This is a genomic window from Mesorhizobium sp. M1312 (genome assembly GCF_040318115.1).
Taxonomy (GTDB): domain Bacteria; phylum Pseudomonadota; class Alphaproteobacteria; order Rhizobiales; family Rhizobiaceae; genus Mesorhizobium.
On the sequence record NZ_JAMYLQ010000004.1, the window covers coordinates 239986 to 264966 of the forward strand.

38 protein-coding genes are annotated in these 24981 nt (G+C 61.7%); 3 read left to right on the top strand and 35 right to left on the bottom strand.

Annotated elements, in window-relative coordinates:
- The first annotated feature begins 141 nt into the window (after positions 1-141).
- A complete protein-coding gene (locus tag NKH36_RS08145) occupies positions 142-480 on the top strand; it encodes a P-II family nitrogen regulator (RefSeq protein WP_006205430.1) in 339 nt (112 codons plus the stop codon).
- A 54-nt stretch (positions 481-534) separates the two neighbouring features.
- Entirely contained in the window at positions 535-1944 is a 1410-nt protein-coding gene (gene glnA / locus NKH36_RS08150) for a type I glutamate--ammonia ligase (protein ID WP_287342273.1), read from the top strand.
- Between the two features lie 163 nt (positions 1945-2107).
- Here glnA and NKH36_RS08155 read toward each other — a convergent pair whose 3' ends face one another.
- Positions 2108-3148 carry a glutamine synthetase beta-grasp domain-containing protein gene (locus tag NKH36_RS08155; RefSeq protein WP_352961038.1) on the bottom strand — a complete coding sequence of 347 codons (1041 nt, stop codon included), beginning with the start codon at positions 3146-3148 and terminating at the stop codon, positions 2108-2110.
- Between the two features lie 317 nt (positions 3149-3465).
- On the opposite strand from NKH36_RS08155, the gene NKH36_RS08160 reads away from it, so the two are divergent.
- Positions 3466-3660 carry a DUF2735 domain-containing protein gene (locus NKH36_RS08160; RefSeq protein WP_352961040.1) on the top strand — a complete coding sequence of 65 codons (195 nt, stop codon included), beginning with the start codon at positions 3466-3468 and terminating at the stop codon, positions 3658-3660.
- 157 nt (positions 3661-3817) lie between these two features.
- Here the strand turns inward: NKH36_RS08160 and NKH36_RS08165 are convergent, their stop codons facing one another.
- The 34 genes from NKH36_RS08165 to NKH36_RS08330 form a co-directional block, all read right to left on the bottom strand.
- Positions 3818-4609, bottom strand: a complete 792-nt coding sequence (locus tag NKH36_RS08165; RefSeq protein WP_352961042.1) for an ATP12 family chaperone protein — start codon at positions 4607-4609, stop codon at positions 3818-3820.
- Between the two features lie 11 nt (positions 4610-4620).
- The gene (locus tag NKH36_RS08170; RefSeq protein ID WP_352961044.1) at positions 4621-5541 is read right to left on the bottom strand and encodes a DMT family transporter; all 921 of its coding nucleotides are present in this window, start codon (positions 5539-5541) and stop codon (positions 4621-4623) included.
- A 5-nt stretch (positions 5542-5546) separates the two neighbouring features.
- Entirely contained in the window at positions 5547-6527 is a 981-nt protein-coding gene (locus NKH36_RS08175; protein WP_123151496.1) for an RluA family pseudouridine synthase, read from the bottom strand.
- Positions 6528-6659: 132 nt separating this feature from the next.
- Complete coding sequence (gene crcB / locus NKH36_RS08180; protein WP_029352249.1) at positions 6660-7037, bottom strand: fluoride efflux transporter CrcB; 378 nt, start codon at positions 7035-7037, stop codon at positions 6660-6662.
- Positions 7038-7104: 67 nt separating this feature from the next.
- A complete protein-coding gene (locus NKH36_RS08185) occupies positions 7105-8415 on the bottom strand; it encodes a replication-associated recombination protein A (RefSeq protein WP_352961047.1) in 1311 nt (436 codons plus the stop codon).
- Positions 8416-8466: 51 nt separating this feature from the next.
- A complete protein-coding gene (locus tag NKH36_RS08190; RefSeq protein ID WP_352961049.1) occupies positions 8467-9954 on the bottom strand; it encodes a DegQ family serine endoprotease in 1488 nt (495 codons plus the stop codon).
- Between the two features lie 193 nt (positions 9955-10147).
- On the bottom strand, positions 10148-10579 hold the full coding sequence (rplQ, locus tag NKH36_RS08195) for a 50S ribosomal protein L17 (RefSeq protein ID WP_023675127.1): 432 nt from the start codon (positions 10577-10579) through the stop codon (positions 10148-10150).
- Positions 10580-10695: 116 nt separating this feature from the next.
- The gene (locus NKH36_RS08200; protein ID WP_023799278.1) at positions 10696-11706 is read right to left on the bottom strand and encodes a DNA-directed RNA polymerase subunit alpha; all 1011 of its coding nucleotides are present in this window, start codon (positions 11704-11706) and stop codon (positions 10696-10698) included.
- A gap of 101 nt (positions 11707-11807) precedes the next feature.
- Positions 11808-12197, bottom strand: a complete 390-nt coding sequence (rpsK, locus tag NKH36_RS08205) for a 30S ribosomal protein S11 (RefSeq protein WP_023799279.1) — start codon at positions 12195-12197, stop codon at positions 11808-11810.
- A gap of 155 nt (positions 12198-12352) precedes the next feature.
- Entirely contained in the window at positions 12353-12721 is a 369-nt protein-coding gene (rpsM, locus tag NKH36_RS08210; protein WP_029352234.1) for a 30S ribosomal protein S13, read from the bottom strand.
- A 191-nt stretch (positions 12722-12912) separates the two neighbouring features.
- On the bottom strand, positions 12913-13533 hold the full coding sequence (locus NKH36_RS08215) for an adenylate kinase (RefSeq protein WP_352961051.1): 621 nt from the start codon (positions 13531-13533) through the stop codon (positions 12913-12915).
- Positions 13530-14870, bottom strand: coding sequence for a preprotein translocase subunit SecY (gene secY / locus NKH36_RS08220; protein WP_352961053.1), 1341 nt, complete (start codon positions 14868-14870; stop codon positions 13530-13532). Before secY ends, NKH36_RS08215 begins: the two co-directional genes overlap by 4 nt.
- A 191-nt stretch (positions 14871-15061) precedes the next feature.
- Positions 15062-15535 carry a 50S ribosomal protein L15 gene (rplO, locus tag NKH36_RS08225; RefSeq protein WP_352961055.1) on the bottom strand — a complete coding sequence of 158 codons (474 nt, stop codon included), beginning with the start codon at positions 15533-15535 and terminating at the stop codon, positions 15062-15064.
- A gap of 22 nt (positions 15536-15557) precedes the next feature.
- Positions 15558-15755, bottom strand: coding sequence for a 50S ribosomal protein L30 (gene rpmD / locus NKH36_RS08230; RefSeq protein WP_023736690.1), 198 nt, complete (start codon positions 15753-15755; stop codon positions 15558-15560).
- Between the two features lie 24 nt (positions 15756-15779).
- A complete protein-coding gene (rpsE, locus tag NKH36_RS08235; protein ID WP_006333394.1) occupies positions 15780-16343 on the bottom strand; it encodes a 30S ribosomal protein S5 in 564 nt (187 codons plus the stop codon).
- A 154-nt stretch (positions 16344-16497) separates the two neighbouring features.
- Entirely contained in the window at positions 16498-16857 is a 360-nt protein-coding gene (rplR, locus tag NKH36_RS08240; protein WP_029352225.1) for a 50S ribosomal protein L18, read from the bottom strand.
- 85 nt (positions 16858-16942) lie between these two features.
- On the bottom strand, positions 16943-17476 hold the full coding sequence (gene rplF, locus NKH36_RS08245) for a 50S ribosomal protein L6 (protein WP_023799285.1): 534 nt from the start codon (positions 17474-17476) through the stop codon (positions 16943-16945).
- A 41-nt stretch (positions 17477-17517) separates the two neighbouring features.
- Entirely contained in the window at positions 17518-17916 is a 399-nt protein-coding gene (rpsH, locus tag NKH36_RS08250; protein WP_006205453.1) for a 30S ribosomal protein S8, read from the bottom strand.
- A gap of 12 nt (positions 17917-17928) precedes the next feature.
- On the bottom strand, positions 17929-18234 hold the full coding sequence (rpsN, locus tag NKH36_RS08255) for a 30S ribosomal protein S14 (RefSeq protein WP_029352223.1): 306 nt from the start codon (positions 18232-18234) through the stop codon (positions 17929-17931).
- 27 nt (positions 18235-18261) lie between these two features.
- Positions 18262-18840 (bottom strand): 50S ribosomal protein L5, encoded by a 579-nt coding sequence (gene rplE, locus NKH36_RS08260; protein WP_023799287.1) that lies wholly within the window; start codon positions 18838-18840, stop codon positions 18262-18264.
- Positions 18833-19147 carry a 50S ribosomal protein L24 gene (rplX, locus tag NKH36_RS08265; protein ID WP_013531428.1) on the bottom strand — a complete coding sequence of 105 codons (315 nt, stop codon included), beginning with the start codon at positions 19145-19147 and terminating at the stop codon, positions 18833-18835. Before rplX ends, rplE begins: the two co-directional genes overlap by 8 nt.
- Positions 19148-19159: 12 nt before the next feature.
- On the bottom strand, positions 19160-19528 hold the full coding sequence (gene rplN, locus NKH36_RS08270; RefSeq protein WP_006205457.1) for a 50S ribosomal protein L14: 369 nt from the start codon (positions 19526-19528) through the stop codon (positions 19160-19162).
- Between the two features lie 71 nt (positions 19529-19599).
- Positions 19600-19839, bottom strand: coding sequence for a 30S ribosomal protein S17 (gene rpsQ, locus NKH36_RS08275; protein ID WP_023799288.1), 240 nt, complete (start codon positions 19837-19839; stop codon positions 19600-19602).
- Positions 19840-19850: 11 nt separating this feature from the next.
- On the bottom strand, positions 19851-20051 hold the full coding sequence (gene rpmC / locus NKH36_RS08280) for a 50S ribosomal protein L29 (protein ID WP_006205459.1): 201 nt from the start codon (positions 20049-20051) through the stop codon (positions 19851-19853).
- Positions 20052-20064: 13 nt separating this feature from the next.
- Entirely contained in the window at positions 20065-20478 is a 414-nt protein-coding gene (gene rplP, locus NKH36_RS08285; protein ID WP_023799290.1) for a 50S ribosomal protein L16, read from the bottom strand.
- A gap of 27 nt (positions 20479-20505) precedes the next feature.
- Positions 20506-21231, bottom strand: coding sequence for a 30S ribosomal protein S3 (gene rpsC / locus NKH36_RS08290; protein WP_352961058.1), 726 nt, complete (start codon positions 21229-21231; stop codon positions 20506-20508).
- Positions 21231-21620 (bottom strand): 50S ribosomal protein L22, encoded by a 390-nt coding sequence (rplV, locus tag NKH36_RS08295; protein ID WP_006205462.1) that lies wholly within the window; start codon positions 21618-21620, stop codon positions 21231-21233. The genes rpsC and rplV overlap by 1 nt, the downstream gene beginning before the upstream one ends.
- Before the next feature lie 2 nt (positions 21621-21622).
- Positions 21623-21901, bottom strand: coding sequence for a 30S ribosomal protein S19 (rpsS, locus tag NKH36_RS08300; protein ID WP_006205463.1), 279 nt, complete (start codon positions 21899-21901; stop codon positions 21623-21625).
- 16 nt (positions 21902-21917) lie between these two features.
- A complete protein-coding gene (gene rplB / locus NKH36_RS08305) occupies positions 21918-22751 on the bottom strand; it encodes a 50S ribosomal protein L2 (RefSeq protein WP_095488566.1) in 834 nt (277 codons plus the stop codon).
- Between the two features lie 23 nt (positions 22752-22774).
- Positions 22775-23068: a 50S ribosomal protein L23 gene (locus tag NKH36_RS08310; protein WP_010909275.1), complete on the bottom strand. Its 294-nt coding sequence runs from the start codon at positions 23066-23068 to the stop codon at positions 22775-22777.
- Entirely contained in the window at positions 23065-23685 is a 621-nt protein-coding gene (gene rplD, locus NKH36_RS08315) for a 50S ribosomal protein L4 (RefSeq protein WP_027154042.1), read from the bottom strand. The genes NKH36_RS08310 and rplD overlap by 4 nt, the downstream gene beginning before the upstream one ends.
- On the bottom strand, positions 23685-24431 hold the full coding sequence (rplC, locus tag NKH36_RS08320; protein ID WP_352961060.1) for a 50S ribosomal protein L3: 747 nt from the start codon (positions 24429-24431) through the stop codon (positions 23685-23687). The genes rplD and rplC overlap by 1 nt, the downstream gene beginning before the upstream one ends.
- Positions 24432-24525: 94 nt before the next feature.
- Positions 24526-24834 (bottom strand): 30S ribosomal protein S10, encoded by a 309-nt coding sequence (gene rpsJ / locus NKH36_RS08325; RefSeq protein WP_006205468.1) that lies wholly within the window; start codon positions 24832-24834, stop codon positions 24526-24528.
- A gap of 63 nt (positions 24835-24897) precedes the next feature.
- Positions 24898-24981: EF-Tu C-terminal domain-related protein (locus NKH36_RS08330; RefSeq protein WP_455749504.1), on the bottom strand; the 84-nt coding region annotated here is incomplete at its 5' end.

Here is a 24981-nt window from a genome sequence, read left to right on the forward strand (position 1 = left end):
GGAATTTACCCCCCAACGCGGCATGGTATCGAAATCGCGTGATACCGCTTCAAATCCCTCAAATTGGCACAGTTCGTGCTTGAAGGAGGCGCAAGCGGGGCTCACAACCCGTCTTTTTTGGCAGTGGAGGCCACTTTTTACATGAAAAAGATCGAAGCGATCATCAAGCCGTTCAAGCTAGACGAAGTGAAGGAAGCGCTTCAGGAGGCCGGGCTGCAAGGCATCACCGTGACGGAAGCCAAGGGCTTTGGCCGCCAGAAGGGCCATACCGAACTCTATCGCGGCGCTGAATATGTCGTGGATTTTCTGCCCAAGGTGAAAATCGAGGTCGTGCTCGGCGACGACGCGGTCGAAGGCGCGATCGAAGCCATTCGCAAGGCGGCCCAGACCGGCCGCATCGGCGACGGCAAGATCTTCGTCTCCAACATCGAGGAAGTCGTGCGCATCCGCACCGGCGAAACAGGGATGGACGCGGTCTGAGCTTTCTGATTTCAGATCATCTCCTCGAAACGTCATTACACAGGGAAACATGACATGACGACAGCCAAAGACATCATGAAGCAGATCAAGGACAACGACGTGAAATTCGTTGACCTGCGCTTCACAGATCCGAAGGGCAAGCTGCAGCACGTGACGATGGATGTCGTTGAGGTCGAGGAAGACATGTTTGCCGACGGCGTCATGTTCGACGGATCCTCCATCGCCGGCTGGAAGGCGATCAACGAGTCCGACATGGTGCTGATGCCCGACACCGAGACGGTGCATATGGACCCGTTCTTCGCGCAGTCGACCATGGTCATCCTGTGCGACATCCTCGATCCGATCTCCGGAGAATCCTACAACCGCGACCCGCGCGGCACCGCCAAGAAGGCCGAAGCCTACATGAAGGCGGAAGGCATCGGCGATCAGATCTTCGTCGGCCCGGAAGCCGAGTTCTTCGTATTCGACGACGTCAAGTACAAGGCCGACCCGTACAACACCGGCTTCAAGCTCGACTCCACCGAATTGCCGTCCAACGACGACACCGACTATGAGACCGGCAACCTCGGTCATCGTCCGCGCATCAAGGGCGGCTATTTCCCGGTGCCGCCGATCGACTCGGCGCAGGACATGCGCTCGGAGATGCTGACCGTACTCGCCGAAATGGGCGTGCGCGTCGAAAAGCATCACCACGAAGTGGCCGCTGCCCAGCACGAACTCGGTATCAAGTTCGACACCCTGGTCCGCAACGCCGACAAGATGCTGATCTACAAATATGTCGTGCACCAGGTCGCCAATGCCTATGGCAAGACGGCCACCTTCATGCCGAAGCCGGTCTTCGGCGACAACGGCTCGGGCATGCACGTCCACCAGTCGATCTGGAAGGAAGGCAAGCCGACCTTCGCTGGCAATGAATATGCCGGCCTGTCTGAGAGCTGCCTGTTTTACATCGGCGGCATCATCAAGCACGCCAAGGCGATCAACGCTTTCACCAACCCACTGACCAACTCATACAAGCGTCTGGTGCCGGGCTATGAAGCGCCGGTGCTGCTCGCCTATTCGGCTCGCAACCGCTCTGCCTCCTGCCGCATTCCATTCGGCTCGTCGCCGAAGTCCAAGCGCGTCGAGGTCCGCTTCCCCGATCCGGGCGCAAACCCCTACCTCGCCTTTGCCGCCATGCTGATGGCCGGCCTCGACGGCATCAAGAACAAGATCCATCCCGGCCAGCCGATGGACAAGGATCTCTACGACCTGCCGCCGAAGGAACTGAAGAAGATCCCGACCGTCTGCGGCTCGCTTCGGGAAGCGCTGCAGAGCCTCGACAAGGACCGTGGCTTCCTGAAGGCTGGCGGCGTGTTCGACGACGACCAGATCGACAGCTATATCGAGCTCAAGATGGCCGAAGTGATGCGCTTCGAAATGACCCCGCATCCGGTCGAGTACGACATGTATTATTCGGTCTGAGCCGGATCGATCAACAGACAGCAAAACCCGCCGGAGCGATCCGGCGGGGTTTGTTTGGGATGGAGACACTCAATCGAGCAGTTGGTGTTGTCGCCCTGGCAAAACGCCGAGGCGACGAAGAGCAGTCACGGCGCAGACCTGAGGTCTACGCCGCGACGAATGCTCAAGCGGCAGCCGAAACCTCGGCGCTGGCCGGGACGCTGGCGATCGTCTTCAGGATCTGGGAAGCGATCTGGTAGGGATCGCCCTGCGAGTTCGGGCGGCGATCCTCGAGATAACCCTTATAGCCGTTGTTGATGAAGGAATGCGGCACTCGGATCGAGGCGCCGCGGTCGGCGATGCCATAGCTGAACCTGTTCCACGGCGCGGTCTCATGCTTGCCGGTCAAACGCTTGTCGTTGTCCGGGCCATAGACGGCGATGTGATCCATCAGGTTTTTGTCGAAGGCGGCCATCAGCGCCTCGAAATAGGCCTTGCCGCCGACCTCGCGCATATGGGCGGTTGAGAAGTTGGCGTGCATGCCGGAACCGTTCCAGTCGGTGTCGCCGAGCGGCTTGCAGTGATATTCGATGTCGATGCCGTATTTCTCGGTGAGGCGCTGCATCAGGTAGCGGGCTATCCACATCTGGTCGGCGGCCTTTTTGGAGCCCTTGCCGAAAATCTGGAATTCCCACTGGCCTTTGGCGACCTCGGCGTTGATGCCTTCATGGTTGATGCCGGCGGCAAGGCAGAGGTCGAGATGCTCCTCGACGATCTGCCTGGCGACGCTGCCGACATTGCTGTAGCCGACGCCGGTGTAGTACGGGCCTTGCGGCGCAGGATAGCCACTTTCGGGGAAGCCGAGCGGGCGGCCGTCCTTGTAGAAGAAATACTCCTGCTCGAAGCCGAACCAGGCGCCCTCGTCGTCGAGGATGGTGGCGCGCTTGTTGGATGCATGCGGCGTAACGCCGTCCGGCATCATAACTTCGCACATGACGAGTACGCCATTGGTGCGCGCGGGATCCGGATAGATGGCGACCGGCTTCAGCACGCAGTCGGACGAGTGGCCCTCGGCCTGCATGGTCGAAGAACCGTCGAAGCCCCACAGCGGAAGCTGGTCGAGCGTCGGGAACTCAGCATATTCCTTGATCTGCGTCTTTCCGCGAAGGTTGGGAACCGGGGTGTATCCATCGAGCCAAATGTACTCGAGCTTGTATTTCGTCATTCTAGCCTCTCGTTGCTTTGATCACCGAACCTTGGACGGCGCCGGCGTGCCAGCCACCCTGCAGCCGACCTGCCGGATTATTAAAAAGCAATTCGTGTGCCATTTTCACCGGCAAAGGATGCGACAAAACTGACGCCGTATTCCGACAAATTCGTTGCGTCGTCATCGCAATGCGTCCAGATCAATCACACGTATGTTTTGTATAAAAAATAGGCAGTTGCTGATCTTTCTATAATCATGTTGCCTAACTGGATTGCAGAACCTATCTTCGGGAAAGATTGGATCGGCAAGGCTCTGCAGAAGAAAGGAGACCGACAATGGAAATCACCCCTATCCGTCAGTCGGCCAATATTCTGATGTTCCCGGTGGCAGCGCGCGCTTCTGCCTCAAATTTAAGCGGAAAGGCTAAGTTCGCGGCAGAACTTGCTTCATTGCGCAACCGTACGGATTTCGGAAGCGGCTGGTATCACGAAGCGGCCATCGAGGAAGAGAAACAGGAGCGGAAGAGCTAAAGTCCCTTCCTTCCGCCTCGCTTCCGACGAATTGAAAAGCCCGGCGCGATCGCTCGCGCCGGGCTTTGCATTTTTGCTATCGGCCAGCCTTGGGTCTTGGCGTGAAGGTCCGCCCAGCGTATCCGATGTAAAAGGCGTCGATGACCGGCGATCGCGGTCAGCCCTTGAGCGCATCGAGAAGGCCGACGGCGGCCATCATGTCGCGCTTGCGGTGGGCACGGCGGGCGACAGCCTCCGCGTCATGGCCCCAGTGCTCGGCCTGCCAGTCCTCGTCGACATGGCCGGCAGTCCAGGCGGCGTCGCCGTCGATCTCGCCGAAATCGACGGCCAGCGCCAGCAGCGCCGATCCCGTTAGCGACGTCATGACATGGATGGCCGCCAGTCCTAGCGGGTCGGCACGCTGGGCAAGATGAACACCGAGCACCGCGATACTCTCGCGCGGCTGTTCGACATGGATCACCCCCTCGGCTAGGTGAAACCGTGCGCCAAGCGCGCTCCGCGCCCAGTCGATGATGGGATCCCAATGTTCGTTCTGCCGGTCGACCAGCCCCCGTGGGGTCTCGGCGCGATAGCAGAGCAGGTCGGACGAGGCGAAGCGCAGGATGTCCTCCAGAACCGCTTGCGGGTCGCTGGCGACACCGTCGATGGCGGTGTTGACCAGACGCATGACCGGCATCGTCACCGGGTCGATGGTGTCACCTTGCGCAGCGAACTCGTCGGCGACCAGAGTGGCCGCTTTTTCGGTCGGCAGCACCAGCAGCGCCTTGCCCGGCGTGCGAACCGGCTTGCCATCGAGATGAATGGCAAAACCATCTTCGGCCGGTGCGACCGAAACGGCTTTGTAGAAGCGTTTTGGCAGGTGCGTCTTCATCTGGATTTGGGCACGGCGCACCGGATCCGGATCGGAAAGCTGCTTTCCCGCTTCGAGGTCATTGAGAATATCGCGCATGCCGGAGCCTTTCATCCGGGGATCTGTTTTCGGGCCGGCCGATTCACAATGATCAGTCCGGCTGCGATGAGGCCGAGTGCCAGGAAAATACGAACGGTCAGCGGCTCGTTCAAGAAGATGGCGCCGCACAGCACGCCGAACACCGGCGACAGGAAGGTGAAGCTCGACAGGCCCGATGCCGGATAGCGCCTGAGCAGCCAGAACCAGAGCACATAGGTGAAGGCGACGATGTAGACCGCCTGAAAAAGCAGAGCCAAGGTCGGCAAAGCGGCGAAGTCGCGGACAGGCGGCCCGGCGAAAGGCGCCACCAAGGCGCCGACCACGGCAGCGCCGGCCAATTGGTAGAGCAGCAATTTCTCGGCGCTCGTTTCCGCCAATTTCGTCCGCTTGATGACGATGTTGGTCAAGGCCCACAGAATGCCGGCGCCAAGACTGAGCAGATCACCGGTCAGTGTCGCACCATTATCGGCGCTCAACTGGTCGGAGAATACCGCGACCAATCCGGCGAATGCGAGCAGAAGTCCTAGGAGCCGGCGCGCGGTGATGCGTTCGTTCAGCAGGAAATGCCCGCCGACCAGTACCCAGAACGGCATGGTGTTGACCAGCAAGGTGTTGCGCGCGACGGTCGTCTGTTCGAGCCCGACATAAAGAAACAGGAACTCGAGACCAAAAAGCGCGCCTGCCAGAATGCCGGCGACAAGCGTTCCGTCGCGGGTAAAAAGCACAATGCCGCGCCAGTGGCACCAGATGAGAACGCACAGCCCGCCAATGATCGACCGCGCGATCGACAGGAAAACAGGATCATAGCCGGCATAGGAGATCTTGGCGGCGACGTAGTTCAGCCCCCAGGAAAAGGTCAGTCCGACCATGATGGCGGCGGCCGCCATGTCGACCCTGTCGCGGCGGTCGAGTGTATCGGTTGCGATACCCATGGGCCCTAGTCTTCCGCGCTCGCGTCGTCGAAGCCGATCAGGTTCCAGCTCTGGCGCATATGCGGCGGCATCGGTGCGGTGACGTCGATAAAACCCTTGTCGGGATGCGGGATGACGATGCGGCGCGCGTGCAGGTGCAAGCGGTTCTGCATACCGCCGGGAAAATCCCAATTGGTGTCGGCCTCGAAATATTTGGGGTCGCCGATGATCGGGCAGCCGATGTGAGCGGCATGGACGCGAAGCTGGTGGGTACGGCCGGTATAGGGTTCCATTTCCAGCCAGGACAGGGTCTGCGCCGCCTGTTCGACGATCCGGTAATAGGACACCGCGTGGTCGGCGCCCTTTTCGCCATGCTTGGCGACGCGCACGCGGTCGCCGTCGGGTGTCGGCTCCTTGATCAGCCAGGTCGAGATCTTGTCCTCGCGCTTCGGCGGCACGCCCTTGACCAGCGCCCAATAAGTCTTCTTGGTCTCACGCGCCCGGAAGGCCTCGGCAAGCTTCATGGCGGCGAGCCTGGTGCGGGCGACGACCAGCACGCCTGACGTGTCGCGGTCGAGCCGGTGCACCAGACGCGGTTTCTCGCCCTTCTGGTTGCGCCAGGCTTCCAGCATGTCGTCGACATTGCGGGTGACACCCGAGCCACCCTGAACGGCAAGGCCTGCAGGCTTGTTGAAGACGAAGACTTTCGGATCTTCATGGATCAGCATCTTGGCCAGAACGTCGGCGTCGCCCTGGTTGCGGATCGAGTGACCGGTGAGCGGGCTCTCGCCCTTCTTGTCCACTTCGAGCGGCGGAATGCGGACCATCTGGCCTGGCTCGACGCGGGTATCGGCTTTCACCCTGCCACCGTCGACACGGATCTGGCCGGATCGCAGCAGCTTTTGCAGATGGCCAAAGCCAAGGCCCGGAAAATGGGTCTTGAACCAGCGGTCGAGCCGCATGCCCGCCTCGCCGGCCTCCACCGTGATCTGTTCTACGCCTGCCATTGTCTCGCTTACCCGTTTCTAGCGCATGACCTGAAATCGATTTTCGGAAAGGGTCATGCGCAAAATCAAAATGCTACGGCGTCCTTTGCGCGTCCTAAGGGACACGCGGCGATGTAAGCGGGGGCAATAGCATTAAGGCAGGCTTCTTGCGAGCCAAAGACCCAGAAACAGGGCAATGATCGCGCCAATGAGGCTGGCAAGGGCATATCCGAATGCCGGCAGCGTCGCGCCACGCTCCCACAGCGTCGCGAAATCGAGCGAAAAGGCGGAGAAGGTGGTGAAGCCGCCGAGGATGCCGGTGGCAACGAACAGCCGAAGCTCGTTCGATCCGCCGTAGCGCCGCGCCAGGGTCGTGATGAACAGACCCATGGCAAAGGAGCCGACAATGTTGATCGCCATCGTGCCCCAGGGAAAACTCGGGCCGACAAGACGCAGCGCGACGAAATTGGCGACGTGGCGCAGCCCCGCACCAATAGCGCCGCCTGCGGCAACGAGGAGGAGATTAATCATCGCCGTTTACTGCCCTTACAGGGCACTCCCGGTCAACCCCTGCCTCCTGAGCGGAATTGCGGCGAGCCTACTTTTGCCTCTCGCCGCGCAGCTTCGCCCAATAGTCGAGCCGTTTCCTGATATCACGCTCGAAACCGCGCTCCGGCGGATCATAGAATGTGCGGCGGCCCATCTTTTCCGGAAAATAATCCTGTCCGGAAAAAGCGTCTGGCTCGTCGTGGTCGTAACGGTAGCCCGCGCCGTAATCTTCTTCTTTCATCAGCTTGGTCGGCGCGTTGAGGATGTGTTTGGGCGGCAGCAGCGAGCCGAACTCCTTCGCAGCCTGTGTGGCGGCCTTGAAGGCGGTGTAGACGGCGTTGGATTTGGGCGCGCTGGCGAGATAGACGGTGGCCTCGGCGAAGGCGAGCTCGCCCTCTGGCGAGCCCAGGTAGTCGTAGGCATCCTTGGCGGCATTGGCGATGACCAGCGCCTGCGGGTCGGCCAGCCCGATATCCTCCATCGCCATGCGCACTAGGCGGCGGCCGAGATAGAGCGGATCTTCGCCGGCGTCGAACATGCGGGCGAGATAATAGAGGGCGGCGTCCGGGTCGGAGCCGCGCACCGATTTGTGCAGGGCCGAGATCAGATTGTAATGGCCGTCCTGGCCCTTGTCGTAGATCGGCGCGCGGCGCTGGACGATGCGCTGCAGACCCTCGGCGCCAAACACCTCGCCTGACTTGGCGGCGCGCCAGACCTCTTCGGCCAGCGTCAGCGCCGCACGGCCATCGCCATCGCTCATGCGGACGAGCATCGCCCTCGCCTCGTCGTCGAGCGGCAGCGCCCTGCCCTCGGTGTGCTCGGCACGCACCAGCAGCTTGGCAATGCTATCCTCACCGAGCGAATGGAAGACCAGCACGCGGGCGCGGGATAGAAGCGCCGCATTCAGCTCGAAGGACGGGTTCTCGGTGGTAGCGCCAACCAGCACGACGGTGCCGTCTTCCATGACGGGCAGAAAACTGTCCTGCTGGGCGCGGTTGAAGCGATGGATCTCGTCGACGAAGAGCAGCGTCTGACGGCCGTTGGAGCGGCGCAGCTTCGCCGCCTCGAACACTTTCTTCAAGTCGGCGACACCGGAAAACACCGCCGATATCTGTTGGAAGGCAAGGCTGGTTTCGCCGGCAAGCAGCCGCGCGACCGTGGTCTTGCCCGTCCCGGGCGGCCCCCAGAAGATCATAGAGCCGAGCGAACCGGAACCGATCAGCCGCGTCAGTGCGCCGTCGGGCCCGGTCAGATGCTCCTGGCCAACGACCTCGCTGAGGTTCTTCGGGCGCAGTCGGTCGGCCAGCGGCCTGCCGGGCGGCGCCTTTTCCGGTTCATCGACGCTGAACAGATCGGCCATGCACTTCTTTTCGTTGGAGCGCGATCTCGTCCGAAGGATCGAGGCTCGGGCTCAGTAACGCAACACCTGGCGCAGTATCTGCCCGCCGCGCTCGACGGTAAAGCGCCACCAGCGCGTCTCCTGCATGGCTGCCTGTTCCAGGGTCGCGGCAGTATTGATGGTCAAGCCGTTGACCTCGCGAACGATGTCGCCCGGCTGGAAGCCGAAATCGGCTGCGGGCGAACCGCGATTGATGTCGATCACGGTAACACCCTTGACATCCGTGCGCATGCCGAGCCGCTGGGCGAGCCGCGGCGACAGTTCCGCAACCTTGGCACCGGAGAACGGGCTGCGACCGCGCAGTGTCACTTCCGCGAGTTTTGCACCTTCCGGCGCACGCTCCAGCGCGATGTCCATCGTCGCTTGCTGGCCTTTGCTCAGAACGGCGAAGCTGGCATTGGTGCCGATCGACAGCGTCGCCATCCGGTAATCCAGCGCCTCGATACTCTCGACCGGCGTGCCGTTGAGCGACAGCACGACATCGCCGGGCTTGAGCCCCGCCGTGGCCGCCGGCCCGGCTTCTTCGACGGTCGAAACCAGCGCCCCGGTCGGGGTCTCCAGACCAAGCGATTCGGCGATCTGCGGCGTCACGCGCTCGAATTCGGCACCGATATAGGGCCGCTCGAAGAAGTCGCGCCCGGCCTTGGCCGCATCGGCAAACGCGCGAACCATGTTGGAGGGAATAGCAAAGCCGATGCCGATCGAGCCGCCGCTGCGGCTGTAGATCGCCGTGTTGATGCCGACCAGTTGGCCACCCATGTTGATCAGCGCACCGCCGGAATTGCCGGGGTTGATCGCGGCGTCGGTCTGGATGAAGAAACTGGAATCGGAAACGCCGATGTGGCTGCGAGCAAGCGCCGAAACGATGCCGCTGGTGGTGGTCTGGCCGACACCGAAAGGGTTGCCGATGGCCAACAACAGGTCGCCAACCTCGAGCGCGTCGGAATCGCCGATGGCGACGACCGGAAATGGCTTGTCAGCGGAGATCTTGAGCACGGCGAGGTCAAGCGTCTCGTCCTTGAGCAGCACCTTGCTGTCGAATTCACGCCCGTCCGCTGTGGCGACCTTGACCTGATCGGCGTCCTTGATGAGGTGGAAATTGGTGACCACTATGCCTGTCGGATCGACCAGCACGCCGGAGCCGAGCGAGGACTGCGCGCGCGGCTGCGAACGGCCGAAGAACTCTTCGAAGAAAGGATCGCCGTCGAAGGGCGACCTCAACTTGGCCGTTTGCGAGGCATAGACATTGACCACGGCCGGCGCTGTCTGCTTGACCAGCGGTGCGAAAGACAGTTGCACCTCCTCGCGGCCGAAAGGCACCCGCTTGTCTGGACCGGAGGTGGCATTTTCGCCTTCGGCGCCGCGCAGCATGTCGGTCAGCACATCGGACAGGCCGGGATCGGCCTTTGTGTCCTGAGCCAACGCCTGCCTGGCCGCCGGCACGACTGCCAGCGCCATCAAGGCGCAGAGTAGAACAAGGGACAGCCGTTTTACGCGCATTCCGAATCCTCCGGGTCGGGCGCCATTGTCCCGACGATTGTGCAAAATGAAAGGCTAAGGCAATGAAATCGAATTATTTTCGAGGAGAAGACATGAGCTGAGTCAAGAAAATCGCCGCAAATGCTCCCTGCCGCTCCCGGAATGCAAAAAGGGGCCCGCAGGGCCCCTTTGAACTCTTTCAGCAAACCAAAGCTTATGCGGCTGCGGCTTCCTCTTCGGTGCCTTCGGCCTCGATGCGGGCACGGTCGCCGGCGCCTTTGGCCGAGGTGTCGCGATCGACGAACTCGATGACCGCCATGGCGGCATTGTCGCCGTGGCGGAAGCCCGCCTTCATGATGCGCAGATAGCCGCCGTTGCGGGTGGCATAGCGCGGCGCGATCGTGTCGAACAGGCGCTTGACGACGCCTTCATTGCCGATCTGGGCAATCACCTGGCGGCGGGCATGCAGATCGCCGCGCTTGCCGAGCGTCACCAGCTTCTCGACGATCGGACGCAGATCCTTCGCCTTCGGCAAGGTGGTGAGGATCTGCTCATGCTCGATGAGCGATACGGCAAGGTTGGCAAACATCGACTTGCGGTGGCTTATGCTGCGGGCGAACCGGCGGCCTTTAAATCCGTGGCGCATGGCTCTTCTCCTTCATTCCGGGTTCAAGAGGCCACAGCCTCTGTTGGTTAGCCGCGTGATCTTATCCGAAAAGTCTGCAGCTTTTTGCTGCGCTGACCTTCGGTTCGGGATCAAGCTTAGTATTGATCTTCGTAACGCTTGGCGAGGTCTTCGATGTTTTCCGGCGGCCAATCCGGCACTTCCATGCCGAGGTGCAGGCCCATCGCCGCCAGGACTTCCTTGATCTCGTTCAGCGATTTGCGGCCGAAGTTCGGGGTGCGCAGCATCTCGGCTTCGGTCTTCTGGATAAGGTCGCCGATATAGACGATGTTGTCGTTCTTCAGGCAGTTGGCCGAACGCACCGAAAGCTCGAGCTCGTCGACCTTCTTGAGCAGCGCCGGGTTGAAGGCAAGCTCGGTCACCTGTTCGGCGGCGACTTCCTTCTGCGGCTCGTCGAAATTGACGAACAGGCCAAGCTGGTCTTGCAGGATGCGGGCGGCGAAAGCCACCGCGTCCTCGCCCGAGATCGAACCGTCGGTGTCAATCGTCATGGTCAGCTTGTCATAGTCGAGAACCTGGCCCTCGCGGGTGTTCTCGACCTTGTAGGAGACCTTCTTGACCGGCGAGTAGAGGCTGTCGACCGGGATGAGGCCGATCGGCGCGTCTTCAGCCCGATTGCGGTCGGCCGGCACATAGCCCTTGCCGGTATCGACGGTGAACTCCATGCGGATTTCAGCGCCCTCGTCCAGCGTGCAGATGACGTGGTCGGGATTGAGGATCTCGACGTCGCCGACCGTCTGGATGTCGCCGGCGAGGACAGCGCCCGGTCCCTGCTTGCGCACGACCATGCGCTTGGGGCCGTCACCTTCCATGCGTATGGCGATTTCCTTGATGTTCAAGACGATATCGGTCACGTCCTCGCGTACGCCGGCGATGGACGAGAATTCATGCAAAACGCCGTCGATCTGCACGGCGGTCACAGCCGCGCCACGCAGCGAAGACAGAAGCACGCGACGCAGCGCATTGCCGAGGGTGAGACCAAAGCCGCGCTCGAGCGGCTCGGCGACCAGCGTGGTCAGCGTCTTCTTCTTCGACGAAAACTCGATCTTGTTCGGCTTGATCAGTTCCTGCCAATTTTTCTGGATCATAATGCTTTCCTTCCGTTGACCCGCCACCATCCAATCGTGGCGGGCGACCTGGAATGCCGTGGAGGAACGCTACTGGGCGTTCGCGCGGCGTTCGGTAATTCTTAGACGCGGCGCTTCTTGCGCGGGCGGCAGCCATTGTGCGGGATCGGCGTCACATCACGGATCGAGGTGATGGTGAAGCCAGCTGCCTGCAATGCCCGCAGCGCCGATTCACGACCGGAACCGGGTCCGCAGACCTCGACCTCGAGCATGCGCATGCCGTGTTCCTGGGCCTTCTTGGCAACGTCCTCGGCAGCCATCTGGGCAGCAAACGGCGTCGACTTGCGAGATCCCTTGAAGCCCTGGGCTCCCGCCGACGACCAGGCAATCGAATTGCCCTGCGCGTCGGTGATGGTGATCATTGTGTTGTTGAAGGTCGAGTTGACGTGGGCAACGCCCGACGAGATATTCTTGCGTTCGCGACGGCGAACACGTGTGGCTTCCTTGGCCATGATGGTCCTTTCAGTTGATCTCTACACCGCCGTAATGCCAGCGGCTCCACCTGGTAGGAGTAGGGGAATAGGGCAGCAGGGGAGTATGTCTTGGCCGCGGACGCCCGCGCCGTATCACATACTGCCCTACTGCCCTACTCCCATATTCCCTTAAATTACTTCTTCTTGCCGGCGATCGACTTGGCCGGGCCCTTGCGGGTGCGCGCATTGGTATGCGTGCGCTGGCCGCGAACCGGCAGCGAGCGGCGATGACGCAGGCCGCGATAGCAGCCGAGGTCCATGAGCCGCTTGATGTTCATCGACACTTCGCGGCGCAGATCGCCCTCGACCTGATAGTCGCGGTCGATCGTCTCGCGGATCTGCAGCACTTCCGCGTCGGTCAGCTGGTTGACGCGGCGCTCGGCCGGGATGCCGACCTTGTCGACGATCTCCTGGGCGAAGTTCTTGCCAATGCCGTGAATGTACTGAAGCGCAATGACGACGCGCTTGTTGGTCGGAATGTTGACGCCGGCTATACGAGCCATGTACTTCTCTGCTCCATGTGGGCCGGACAAGCCGGCGCTATCAAAGTTGCCCCGCGTCCGGTGGAGGCCGGCCCATGCGGGAGTTTCCAGTTCAAAGCGGCTGCCTTGCCCTTGCGGGCAAGCAAGCCTCATGCCTGATAGGAAGACGGGCCGCCATACCCCAGCGAACCGCTCCAGTCAAGCGTAATCGTTTATTTTCCGTGCGCAGACCCCTGGGTCGCCCCTTGCGTCGCAGCCGTGAGCACCACTTCGATCTGTCGCGTCACCGCATCGATGTCGGCCATGCCGTCGACACCTCTGAGCTTGCCCTTGGCATAGTAGTAGCCGATCAGCGGCGACGTTTTCTTGTAGTACTCCTTCAGGCGCTCTTCGAACACCGCCGGGTTGTCGTCCTTGCGCACCGGCAGACCCGCGGCCTTGGCCTCTTCGACGCGCTTGCCGATTCGACCAACCAGCGCCTTGTCGTCGACGACAAGTTCGATGACAGCGTCGAGAGTGAGGCCGCGATCCGAGAGCATCGATTCAACCGCGTCCGCCTGCACCAAGGTTCGCGGGTATCCGTCAAGGATGAATCCCCCCGCGCAATCGGCCTGATCGATACGTTCGGCCACGATGGCGTTGACGACGGCGTCGGAAACCAGTTCGCCAGCATCCATGACAGCCTTGGCGCGCTTGCCGACTTCGGTGCCGGCCTGGACAGCGGCGCGCAGCATATCGCCCGTGGAGAGTTGGGGTATGCGGTATTTTTCTACCAGTCTTTGTGCTTGCGTCCCCTTGCCCGCCCCTGGCGGTCCAAGCAATATCAACCTCATCTGGCCTTTTTCCCCCCGCGCAGCTTCGACTTCTTGATCAGGCCCTCATACTGGTGCGCGATCAGGTGACCCTGAATCTGCGCCACCGTATCGAGCGTTACACTGACCACGATCAGAAGCGATGTGCCACCGAGGTAGAATGGTACGCCAGTCGCTGAAATCAGGAACTCGGGCAGCAGACACACCAGCACCAGATAAATGGCGCCGACGACGGTGATGCGGGTGAGAACATAGTCGATGTAATCGGCGGTGCGCTCGCCCGGACGGTAGCCCGGAATGAAACCCGAATGCTTCTTGAGCTGGTCGGCGGTGTCCTTCGGGTTGAAGACGATCGCCGTATAGAAGAAGGCGAAAAACACGATCATCGCCGCATAGAACGCCATGTAGAGCGGCTGGCCATGGCCGAGTGCCGCCAGGATGGTGCTGGCCCAGGCAGGCATGCTGGTCGTCTGCGAGAAGCCGGCGACCGTCGCCGGCAGCAACAGCAGCGAAGAGGCGAAGATCGGCGGAATGACGCCGGCCGTGTTGAGCTTGAGCGGCAGGTGCGAGGTGTCGCCCTGGAACATGCGGTTGCCGACCTGGCGCTTTGGATACTGGATCAGCAAGCGCCGCTGGGCGCGCTCGAAGAACACGATCAGCGCGATGACGACGACGGCAAGAACGATAATCGCCAGGATCAGGCCGGTCGACAGCGCGCCGGTGCGGCCAAGTTCCAGCGTACCGGAGATGGCTTGCGGCAGGCCGGCGACGATGCCGGAAAAGATGATCAGCGAAATGCCGTTGCCGATGCCGCGGGCGGTGATCTGCTCGCCGAGCCACATCAGGAACATGGTGCCGCCGACCAGCGTGATGACGGTCGAGATGCGGAAGAACATGCCGGGATCACTGACGATGCCGTTGCCGCCTTCCAGTCCGACCGCAATGCCGTAAGCCTGGACCAGGGCCAAAAGCACGGTGCCGTAGCGGGTATACTGGTTGATGACCTTGCGGCCCTGTTCGCCTTCCTTCTTCAACGCCTCCAGAGTCGGGATGACGGAGGTCATCAGCTGCATGATGATGGAAGCGGAGATATAGGGCATGATGCCGAGGGCAAAGATCGCCATGCGCTCCACGGCGCCGCCGGCGAACATATTGAACATGCCAAGCACGCCCTTGCTCTGCGACGAGAAGGCCTGGGCGAAAGCGTCGGGATTGATGCCCGGCAGCGGGATATAGGTGCCGAGGCGGTAGACGAGCAGCGCGCCGATGGTGAACCAGATGCGCTTCTTCAGATCCTCCGCCTTGGCGAAGGCCGAGAAATTCAGATTCGAGGCTAGTTGTTCAGCAGCCGAAGCCATGCCTGATTCTCCGCTTGGTCACGCTCGATGGCCCGCAACTCAGGCGGCGCGTGTCACCGAAGCTCACGAGATAAGCTCCGGACTGCAAACATGCAAGCGGCCGCGTTGATGCGGCCGCCATATTGATCGGATCAAAGCGCAATCGAAAGCGAAACGTGTCCCACTCTTGCCGATCGCGCTTCAAATCGCCGTTACTCGGCGGCTGCCTTTTCCGGCAGCTTCACCGAACCGCCGGCCTTTTCGATCTTCTCGATGGCCGCCTTGGAGGCGCCGGCCACATCGAAGGCGAGCTTCGACTTGATGTCGCCGTCCGAGAGGATGCGCACGCCGTCCTTGACGCGGCGGATGACGCCGGCCGCGACCAGCGCTTCGGCCGTCACTGTCGTCTTGGCGTCGAGCTTCTTGGCGTCGAGCGCGGCCTGGATGCGGGCCAGCGACACGACGGCAAAGCTCTTGGCGAAGATGTTGTTGAAGCCACGCTTCGGCAGGCGCCGATAGAGCGGCATCTGGCCGCCCTCGAAGCCGTTTATGGCAACGCCGGAGCGTGCCTTCTGACCCTTGACGCCGCGACCGCCGGTCTTGCCCGAACCGGAACCGATGCCGCGGCCGAGACGCTTCTTGGAATGCGTCGCGCCGTCCTTGTCACGCAGATCGTTGAGTTTCATCTGAGTTCTCCTGCGCTCTGGTTCAGCCCTCGTCCACGACGCGGACGAGATGCTGGACGGCAGCGATCATGCCGCGCACGGAGGGGGTGTCCTCCAGCGTGCGCTGCTTGTGCATCTTGTTGAGGCCGAGGCCGACCAGCGTCGCCCGCTGCTCTTTCGGCCGGCGGATCGGCGAACCGATCTGCTCGACGGTGACGGTCTTGGTTGCTTTCTTGGCCATGGTCAAATCCCTGGTCAGATCAGACTATTCTTCGGCCGCAACGGCGGTGCCGCGGCGGGCCTGAAGGGTCGAATACTTGATGCCGCGAGCGGCAGCCACATCCTTGGGATGCATCTGGCTCTTCAGCGCGTCGAAGGTGGCACGAACCATGTTGTAGGGGTTCGACGAACCCATCGACTTGGCAACCACGTCATGCATGCCGAGCGTCTCGAAGACGGCGCGCATCGGGCCGCCGGCGATGATGCCGGTACCCTGCTTGGCAGCGCGCAGCAAGACGCGTCCAGCACCCCAGCGTCCTTCGACGTCGTGGTGCAGCGTACGGCCCGAGCGCAGCGGCACGAAGATCATGTCGCGCTTGGCCGATTCGGTCGCCTTGCGGATCGCCTCAGGCACTTCGCGCGCCTTGCCGTGGCCGAAGCCGACGCGACCCTTCTGGTCGCCGACGACGACGAGTGCTGCAAAGCCGAAGCGCCGGCCGCCCTTGACGACCTTGGCGACACGGTTGATGTGGACGAGCTTGTCCACCATGCCGTCGTCGCGCTCTTCGCGATCACGGCCGCGGCCGCCATCCCTACGTTCCTGTGCCATATCCTGTTCCTTGTTTTTTTCCGGAAGCACGGTTGATGATGATATCCGGCACCTCTGCGGGTTGCCGGGGGCGAAACTCATTTTTCCCTTCGCATGATCTTATCCGAAAAGTCTGCAACTTTTTGCTGCGCTGACCTCCGGTTCGGGATCATGCTTAGAAGCTCAAGCCACCTTCACGGGCGGCCTCGGCCAGCGCCTTGACGCGGCCGTGATAGATGTACGGTCCGCGGTCGAAGACGACTTCCTTGACGCCGGCCTTCGAAGCGCGCTCGGCAATCAGCTTGCCGATTGCCACTGCGGCGGCAGTGTCGGCACCGGTCTTGAGCGAACCTTTGAGGTCCTTCTCCAGCGTCGAGGCGGCAGCGATCGTGTGGCCCTTGGCGTCGTCGATGACCTGGACGTAAATGTTCTTCGACGTGCGGTGGACCGACAGACGCGGACGCTCGCCCGCGACCTTCTTGATCTGGCGGCGGACGCGCTGAGCGCGGCGTTGTGTGGATTCTTTCGAGCCCATGATATCAGTTCCTTGCCTTCAAAAAACGGGGGCAACCCTATGCGGTAGGACAAGCCTCCCGCGACCGCTCCCCGCGGCGTTGAAATTACTTCTTCTTGCCTTCCTTGCGGACGATCTTCTCGCCAGCGTAACGGACGCCCTTGCCCTTGTACGGCTCGGGACCGCGATATTCGCGGATCTCGGCAGCAACCTGGCCGACCTTCTGCTTGTCGATCCCGGTCACGGTGATTTCCGTCGGCTTCGGCACGGTGATCGTGATGTCCTGCGGCGTTTCGTAGACGACGTCATGGCTGAAGCCGAGCGCCAGCTGCAGGTTCTTGCCCTGCATGGCGGCGCGATAGCCGACCCCGGTGATCTCAAGCTTCTTTTCGAAACCGTCCTTGACGCCCTGCAGGATGTTGACGATCTGCGTGCGCGACATGCCCCATTTTGAGCGGGCGGTCTTGGTCTGGTCGCGTGGCTGGACAGCGATCTCGCTGCCTTCCATCTTGACCAGCACTTCGTCGTTCACCACGAACTTCAGCTCACCCTTGGGGCCCTTCGCCGTGACGGTCTGGCCGTCGACGGTCGCGGTCACGCCCTGCGGCAGCGAAACGGGTTTCTTTCCAATACGAGACATTTTGTTGTCCTCGTCACTTCTCTTGTTTCAGGTCAGCCAGATTAGAATATCTGGCAGAGGATTTCCCCGCCGACATTCTGTTCACGCGCTTCGTGGTCGGCCATCACGCCCTTCGGTGTCGAAAGGATGGCGATGCCGAGGCCGTTGGCGACGTGCGGGATCGACTTCGCCGAAACGTAAACGCGACGGCCCGGCTTCGAGACGCGGGCGATTTCACGCACGACTGGCGCACCGTCGAAATACTTCAGTTCGATCTCGATTTCGGACTTGCCGTTGTCGAAGTCGGTCTGGCTGTAGTCGCGGATATAGCCTTCCGCCTTCAGCACGTCGAGGACGCGGGTACGCAGGCGCGAGGCCGGCGTCGAAACGCTCGACTTCTTGCGGCCATAGGCGTTGCGGATGCGGGTCAGCATATCGCCGAGAGGATCGCTCAATGACATGTTATGTCCTCCTTACCAGCTCGACTTGACCAGGCCCGGGATCTGGCCGTTGTTGCCGAGATCACGAAGCGCGATGCGCGATACTTTGAGCTTGCGATAGTAGGCACGCGGGCGTCCGGTGACTTCGCAGCGGTTGCGGATGCGGATCTTGGCCGAGTTGCGCGGCAGTGCCGCAAGCTTCAGCTGAGCGCGGAAGCGCTCCTCCATCGGCTTGGACTGATCCATGATGATCGCCTTGAGGGCCTTACGCTTGGCAGCGTACTGGTCCACAAGCTTGCGGCGCCTGTTGTTCTTCTCGACTGAGCTGGTCTTTGCCATTTCAGATTTTTCCTTTTCTCGCTGCCGTTACTGGCGGAAGGGGAAGTTGAAGGCCTTGAGCAATGCCCTGGCTTCGTCGTCCGTCTTCGCAGTCGTACAAACGATGACGTCCATGCCCCAGATCTGATCAACCTTGTCGTAGTTGATCTCCGGGAACACGATGTGTTCCTTGATGCCCATGGCATAGTTGCCACGGCCATCGAAGCTCTTCGGATTGAGCCCGCGGAAGTCGCGGACGCGCGGCAGCGCGATGTTCACGAGACGGTCGAGGAACTCATACATGCGCTCCTTGCGCAGCGTGACCTTGGCGCCGATCGGCATCTTTTCGCGGACCTTGAAGCCGGCGATCGAATTGCGCGCATGGGTGACGACGGCCTTCTGGCCGGCGATCAGCGCAAGATCTTCCGCCGCGATCGAAGGCTTCTTCGAATCGCCGGTCGCTTCGCCCACGCCCATGTTCAGCACGATCTTGTCGATGCGCGGAACCTGCATCTCGTTCTCGTAGCCGAACTGCTCCTGCAGCGCCTTGCGGATGGTCTCGTTGTAGACCTGCTTGAGGCGCGGCGTGTTCTGGGCAGTCGCCTGCTTGGTTTGAGCCTTAGCCATTGATGACTTCTCCCGAGCGCTTGGCGACGCGCACCTTCTTGCCGTCCTTCTGGAAGATGAAACCGACGCGGGTCGGCTTGCCATCCTTGGGGTCGGCCAGCGCGATGTTCGACAGCTGGATCGGCGCTTCCTTGGTGATGATCCCGCCCTCTTGGGACTGGGACTGCTTCTGGTGACGACGGATCATGTTGACGCCGCGCACCAGCGCGGTGTCTTCCTTCGGCTGTACCGAGAGGACTTCGCCCGAACGGCCCTTGTCCTTGCCGGCCAGCACGACGACCTTGTCGCCTTTTCTAATCTTCTGCATTGGTCCGGCTCCTTACAGCACTTCAGGCGCGAGCGAGATGATCTTCATGTGGTTCTTGGCGCGGAGTTCGCGCGGAACCGGTCCGAAGATACGCGTGCCGATCGGCTCTTTCTTGTTGTCGACGAGAACGGCCGCGTTCTTGTCGAAACGGATCACGCTGCCGTCCGGGCGGCGGATGTCCTTGGCCGTGCGAACCACGACCGCCTTCATCACATCGCCCTTCTTGACGCGGCCGCGCGGGATGGCTTCCTTGATCGACACCACGATGATGTCGCCCACGGAAGCGTATTTCCGCTTCGAGCCGCCCAGCACCTTGATGCACATGACACGACGGGCGCCGGAATTATCCGCGACGTCGAGGTTTGTTTGCATCTGAATCATGACTGGCCGCCTTCTTCTCTTCTAACGGGACGGGCTCAAAGCCCCTCCCCGGTCTGTCCAAAATTCGTTGTTTACGCCTGGTCCGAAGACACGACGGTCCAGCGCTTGTCCTTGGAAATCGGCTTCGATTCCTGGATGAACACCTGATCGCCAACCTTGTGGGCGTTGTTCTCGTCGTGCGCCTTGTATTTCTTGGTCATGCGCACGGTCTTCTTCATCACGGGATGCGTGAAGCGCCGTTCGACCTTGACGACAACCGTCTTCTCGTTTTTGTCGCTGACGACGGTGCCCTGCAGAATGCGCTTTGGCATGGTTTTCGTCCTTAAGCCTTCTTAGCCGCGGACTTTTCCGCAGCGATGGTCTTGATACGCGCAATGTCCTTGCGGACCTGCCTCACGCGCGCGGTCTTCTCGAGCTGGCCGGTGGCCTTCTGGAAGCGCAGGTTGAACTGCTCCTTCTTCAGGCTGGCCAGGTCGTCGGTCAGCTGGTCCTGGGTCTTGGTCCGGATGTCTTCGGCTTTCATGATCAGCCCGTCCTTATTCTGCGATGCGCTGTACGAAGCGCGTCCTGACCGAGAGCTTGGCCGCGCCGAGACGCAGCGCCTCACGGGCGGTTTCCTCATTGACGCCGTCGATCTCGAACATGATGCGGCCGGGCTTGACGCGCGCCGCCCAGTAATCGACTGCGCCCTTGCCCTTGCCCATGCGGACTTCGGTCGGCTTCGACGTCACCGGCACGTCCGGGAAGATACGGATCCAGACGCGGCCGGCGCGCTTCATCTCGCGGGTGATCGCGCGGCGGGCCGCCTCGATCTCGCGCGCGGTGACGCGGTTCGGCTCAAGCGCCTTCAGCCCGAAACCGCCGAAATCCAGATTGGTGCCACCCTTGGCGGCACCATGGATACGGCCCTTGAACTGCTTGCGGAACTTTGTGCGCTTTGGCTGCAGCATCGTTCTAACTCCAAATTCTCAACTGTCTCAGGCGTTTTCGCGACGGCGACCGCGTTCGCGCTCACCACCACCGCCATGCGCATGATCGCCCTCGGTGGCGCGGCGCTCCGAAGCCATCGGGTCGTGCTCCAGGATTTCGCCCTTGAACACCCAGACCTTGACGCCGCAGATGCCGTAGGCGGTGTGTGCTTCGGCCGTGCCGTAGTCGACGTCCGCGCGCAGCGTATGCAGCGGCACGCGACCTTCGCGGTACCATTCCATGCGCGCGATCTCGGCGCCGCCAAGACGGCCGGCGCAGTTGATGCGAATGCCTTCGGCACCGAGGCGCATCGCAGACTGCACGGCGCGCTTCATGGCGCGGCGGAACGCGATGCGGCGCTCGAGCTGCTGGGCGATCGACTGGGCGACCAGCGTCGCGTCGATCTCGGGCTTACGCACTTCGACGATGTTCAAATGCGTCTCGGACTTCGTCATCTCCATCAGCTTCTTGCGAAGCTTCTCGATGTCGGCACCCTTCTTGCCGATGATCAGGCCCGGACGCGCCGCATGGATAGTGACGCGGCATTTCTTGTGCGGACGCTCGATCACGACCTTCGAAATCGCAGCCTGCTTGAGTTCCTTCGCAAGATACTTGCGGATCTTGATGTCCTCATGCAGCAGCTGGCCGTACTCGCCGGTGTTCGCGAACCAGCGCGAATCCCAGGTGCGGTTGATGCCGAGACGCAGACCTATCGGATTGACTTTCTGGCCCATTATGCGGCCTCCCCTTTTTCTTCGACTTCACGAACGACGATCGTGAGGTGCGAGAACGGCTTCTCGATACGGCTGGCGCGACCACGGCCACGGGCATGGAACCGCTTCATGACGATCGACTTGCCGACATAAGCTTCCGCCACGATCAGCGCATCGACGTCGAGGTCGTGGTTGTTTTCCGCGTTGGCGATCGCCGATTCCAGCGTCTTCTTGACCGTGCCGGAAATCCGCTTGGCCGAGAATTCGAGATCGGAAAGCGCTGTCGCGACCTTCTTGCCGCGGATCAGCGCGGCAACCAGGTTCAGCTTCTGCGGGCTGATACGGATCGTGCGCAACACGGCGCGCGCTTCGTTGTCAGCAAGCCTGCGCGGAGCTTTGGCCTTGCCCATGATTATTTCCTCTTCGCCTTCTTATCCGCGCCATGACCGTAATAGGTCCGGGTCGGAGCGAATTCACCGAACTTGTGGCCGACCATGTCCTCGTTCACCGAAACGGGAACGTGCTTCTGGCCGTTGTAGACACCGAAGGTGAAGCCGACGAACTGCGGCAGGATGGTAGAGCGACGGCTCCACATCTTGATCACCTCATTGCGACCACCTTCACGAACCTTGTCCACCTTCTTGAGAAGGTAGCCGTCGATGAAGGGGCCTTTCCAAATCGAACGAGTCACTTGGCGTTACCTCTTCTTAGCTCTTGCGCTGATGGCGCGAGCGCAGGATGAACTTGTCGGTCGCCTTATTGGACCGCGTCTTCTTGCCCTTGGTCGGCTTGCCCCAAGGCGAAACCGGATGCCGGCCACCGGAGGTACGGCCTTCGCCGCCGCCATGCGGATGGTCGACCGGGTTCATGGTCACGCCGCGGTTGTGCGGACGTTTTCCCCGCCACACCGTGCGGCCTGCCTTGCCGTCATTGATGTTACCGTGATCCGGGTTGGACACGGCGCCGACAGTGGCCATGCACGAGCCGTGGACGACACGCTGCTCGCCTGAGTTCAGGCGCAGGATCGCCATGCCCTGGTCACGGCCGACGAGCTGGGCATAACCGCCAGCCGAACGGGCAACCTGGGCGCCCTTGCCCGGCTTCAGCTCGATGTTGTGGACGATCGTGCCGACCGGCATCGAGGCCAGCGGCATCGCATTGCCCGGCTTCACGTCGACCGCTTCGCCGGCCACGATCTTGTCGCCGGCAGCAAGGCGCTGCGGAGCGATGATGTAGGACAGCTCGCCGTCGTCATACTTGATCAGCGCGATGAAGGCGCTGCGGTTCGGATCGTATTCGATACGCTCGACCGTGCCGACAACGTCGAACTTGCGGCGCTTGAAGTCGATGATGCGGTACGTACGCTTGTGACCGCCGCCGATGAAGCGGGCCGTGATGCGGCCGTAATTGTTGCGGCCGCCCGACTTGGTCAGGCCTTCGGTCAGGCCCTTGACGGGCTTGCCCTTGTAGAGGCCCGAGCGATCGACGATGACCAGCTGGCGGGTGCTGGGCGTTATCGGGTTGAATTTTTTCAGTGCCATGTTTGTTGTCCTCGCGGTCTTGCTCAGAGACCCGTCGCGACGTCGATCGACTGGCCGTCGGCCAGCGTCACGATCGCCTTCTTGACGTCGCTCTGGCGGCCGATCGTGCCGCGGAAGCGCTTGATCTTGCCCTTGCGGACAAGCGTGTTCACGGCCATCACCTTGACGCCGAACAGCGCTTCGACGGCAGCCTTGATTTCCGGCTTCGACGCCTTCTTGGCGACGTTGAAGACGACCTGGTTCTGCTCGGAAGCCATGGTCGACTTTTCGGTGATCGCCGGCGAGACGATCACGTCGTAGTGACGAAGGTCGGTCATTTGAAGCGCTCCTCGAGAGCCTCGACGGCGGCCTTCGAAAGGACCAGCGTGCCGCGGCGCAGAATGTCGTAGACGTTGATGCCCTGGATGGGCAGCACGTCGATGTTCGGGATGTTCGTCGCCGCCAGCTTGAAGTTCTTGTCGAGCTCGGCGCCGCCGATCAGCAGGGCGTTGGACAGGCCCAGCGTCGCGAAATTCGCGATCAGCGCCTTGGTCTTGGCCTCGGTCAGCATCAGCTCGTCGATGATGATGAGCGATGCGCTCTTGGCCTTGGCCGAGAGAGCATGCTTAAGGCCAAGCGCACGCACCTTCTTCGGCAAATCGTGCTCGTGGCTGCGGACGACCGGGCCGTGGGCCTTGCCACCGCCGCGGAACTGCGGAGCGCGTGCCGAATGGTGACGGGCGCGGCCCGTACCCTTCTGCTTGTACATCTTGGCGCCGGTGCGGGCGATCTCGGCGCGACCCTTGGTCTTGTGCGTGCCCTGCTGCTTCTTGGCAAGCTGCCAGCGCACGACGCGCTGCAGGATGTCTTCGCGCGGATCGAGGCCGAAAATCTCCTCGGAGAGCTTCACCTTGCCGGCGTCCTTGCCGCCAAGCGTTGTGATCTTGAGGTCCATTATTCCGCTCCCTCTGTGGCCAGGGCATCTACTGTGGCCGGGGCATCGTTCTTGGCGCCATCACTGGTTGCAATGACGCGGATTGCGGCAGGCTTCGGCGCATTGGCCGGCAGCGCAACCTTGGCGGCGTCGCGGACCAGGATCCAGGCGCCCTTCGAACCCGGAACCGCGCCGCGGATCAGGATCAGACCGCGATCGGCGTCGGTCGAGACGACCTCGACATTTTGCGTGGTGACGCGGGTGTCACCCATGTGGCCGGCCATATGCTTGCCCTTGAACACCTTGCCCGGGTCCTGGCGCTGGCCGGTCGAGCCGTGCGTACGGTGCGAGACCGAGTTGCCGTGGGTCGCGCGGCCACCGCCCATGTGGTGCCGCTTGATGACACCCTGGAAGCCCTTGCCGATCGTGGTTCCCGTCACATCGACCTTCTGGCCGACGACGAAATGCTCGACAGTGATCTCGGCGCCGACATCGATCATGTTGTCGGCGGAGACGCGGAATTCGGCAACTTTTGCCTTCGGCTCGACGGAAGCGGTCGCGAAATGGCCGCGCATCGCCTTCGACGTGTTCTTCACCTTGGCAAGGCCAACGCCGAGCTGGACGGCGGTATAGCCGTTCTTCTCCTGCGTGCGCTGCGCCACGACCTGGCAGTTCTCCATCTGGAGAACAGTGACGGGAACATGTTCCCCGGCATCGTTGTAGATGCGGGTCATTCCCACCTTCTTTGCAATCACACCTGAACGCATCGGTTCAATTCCTTTAGAGTTCCCTGTCGGGGCTGTCGCCCCTCCACGCCTCTTGTTCCTTCAGAGTTCCGGGTCGCCCCGCCCCTCTGGTTCCTTAGAGCTTGATCTCGACGTCGACACCGGCGGCAAGATCAAGCTTCATCAAAGCGTCGACCGTCTGCGGGGTCGGATCGACGATGTCGAGCAGACGCTTGTGCGTGCGCATCTCGAACTGCTCGCGGCTCTTCTTGTCGACGTGAGGCGACCGGTTGACCGTGAACTTTTCGATCCGCGTCGGCAGCGGAATGGGGCCGCGGACGTTGGCGCCGGTGCGCTTGGCCGTCGACACGATTTCCCGCGTCGAGGCGTCAAGCACCCGGTGATCAAACGCCTTCAGGCGGATGCGGATATTCTGTCCGTTCATGCGTCACTTCCTTGTTCTGGCGCGGCGCGGGCAGCGCCCGCGACAGATCGGTTTAAGTCCAAATTACTCTTTGATGGTGACGACGATGCCGGCACCGACGGTGCGGCCGCCTTCACGGATGGCGAAGCGCAGCTTCTCTTCCATGGC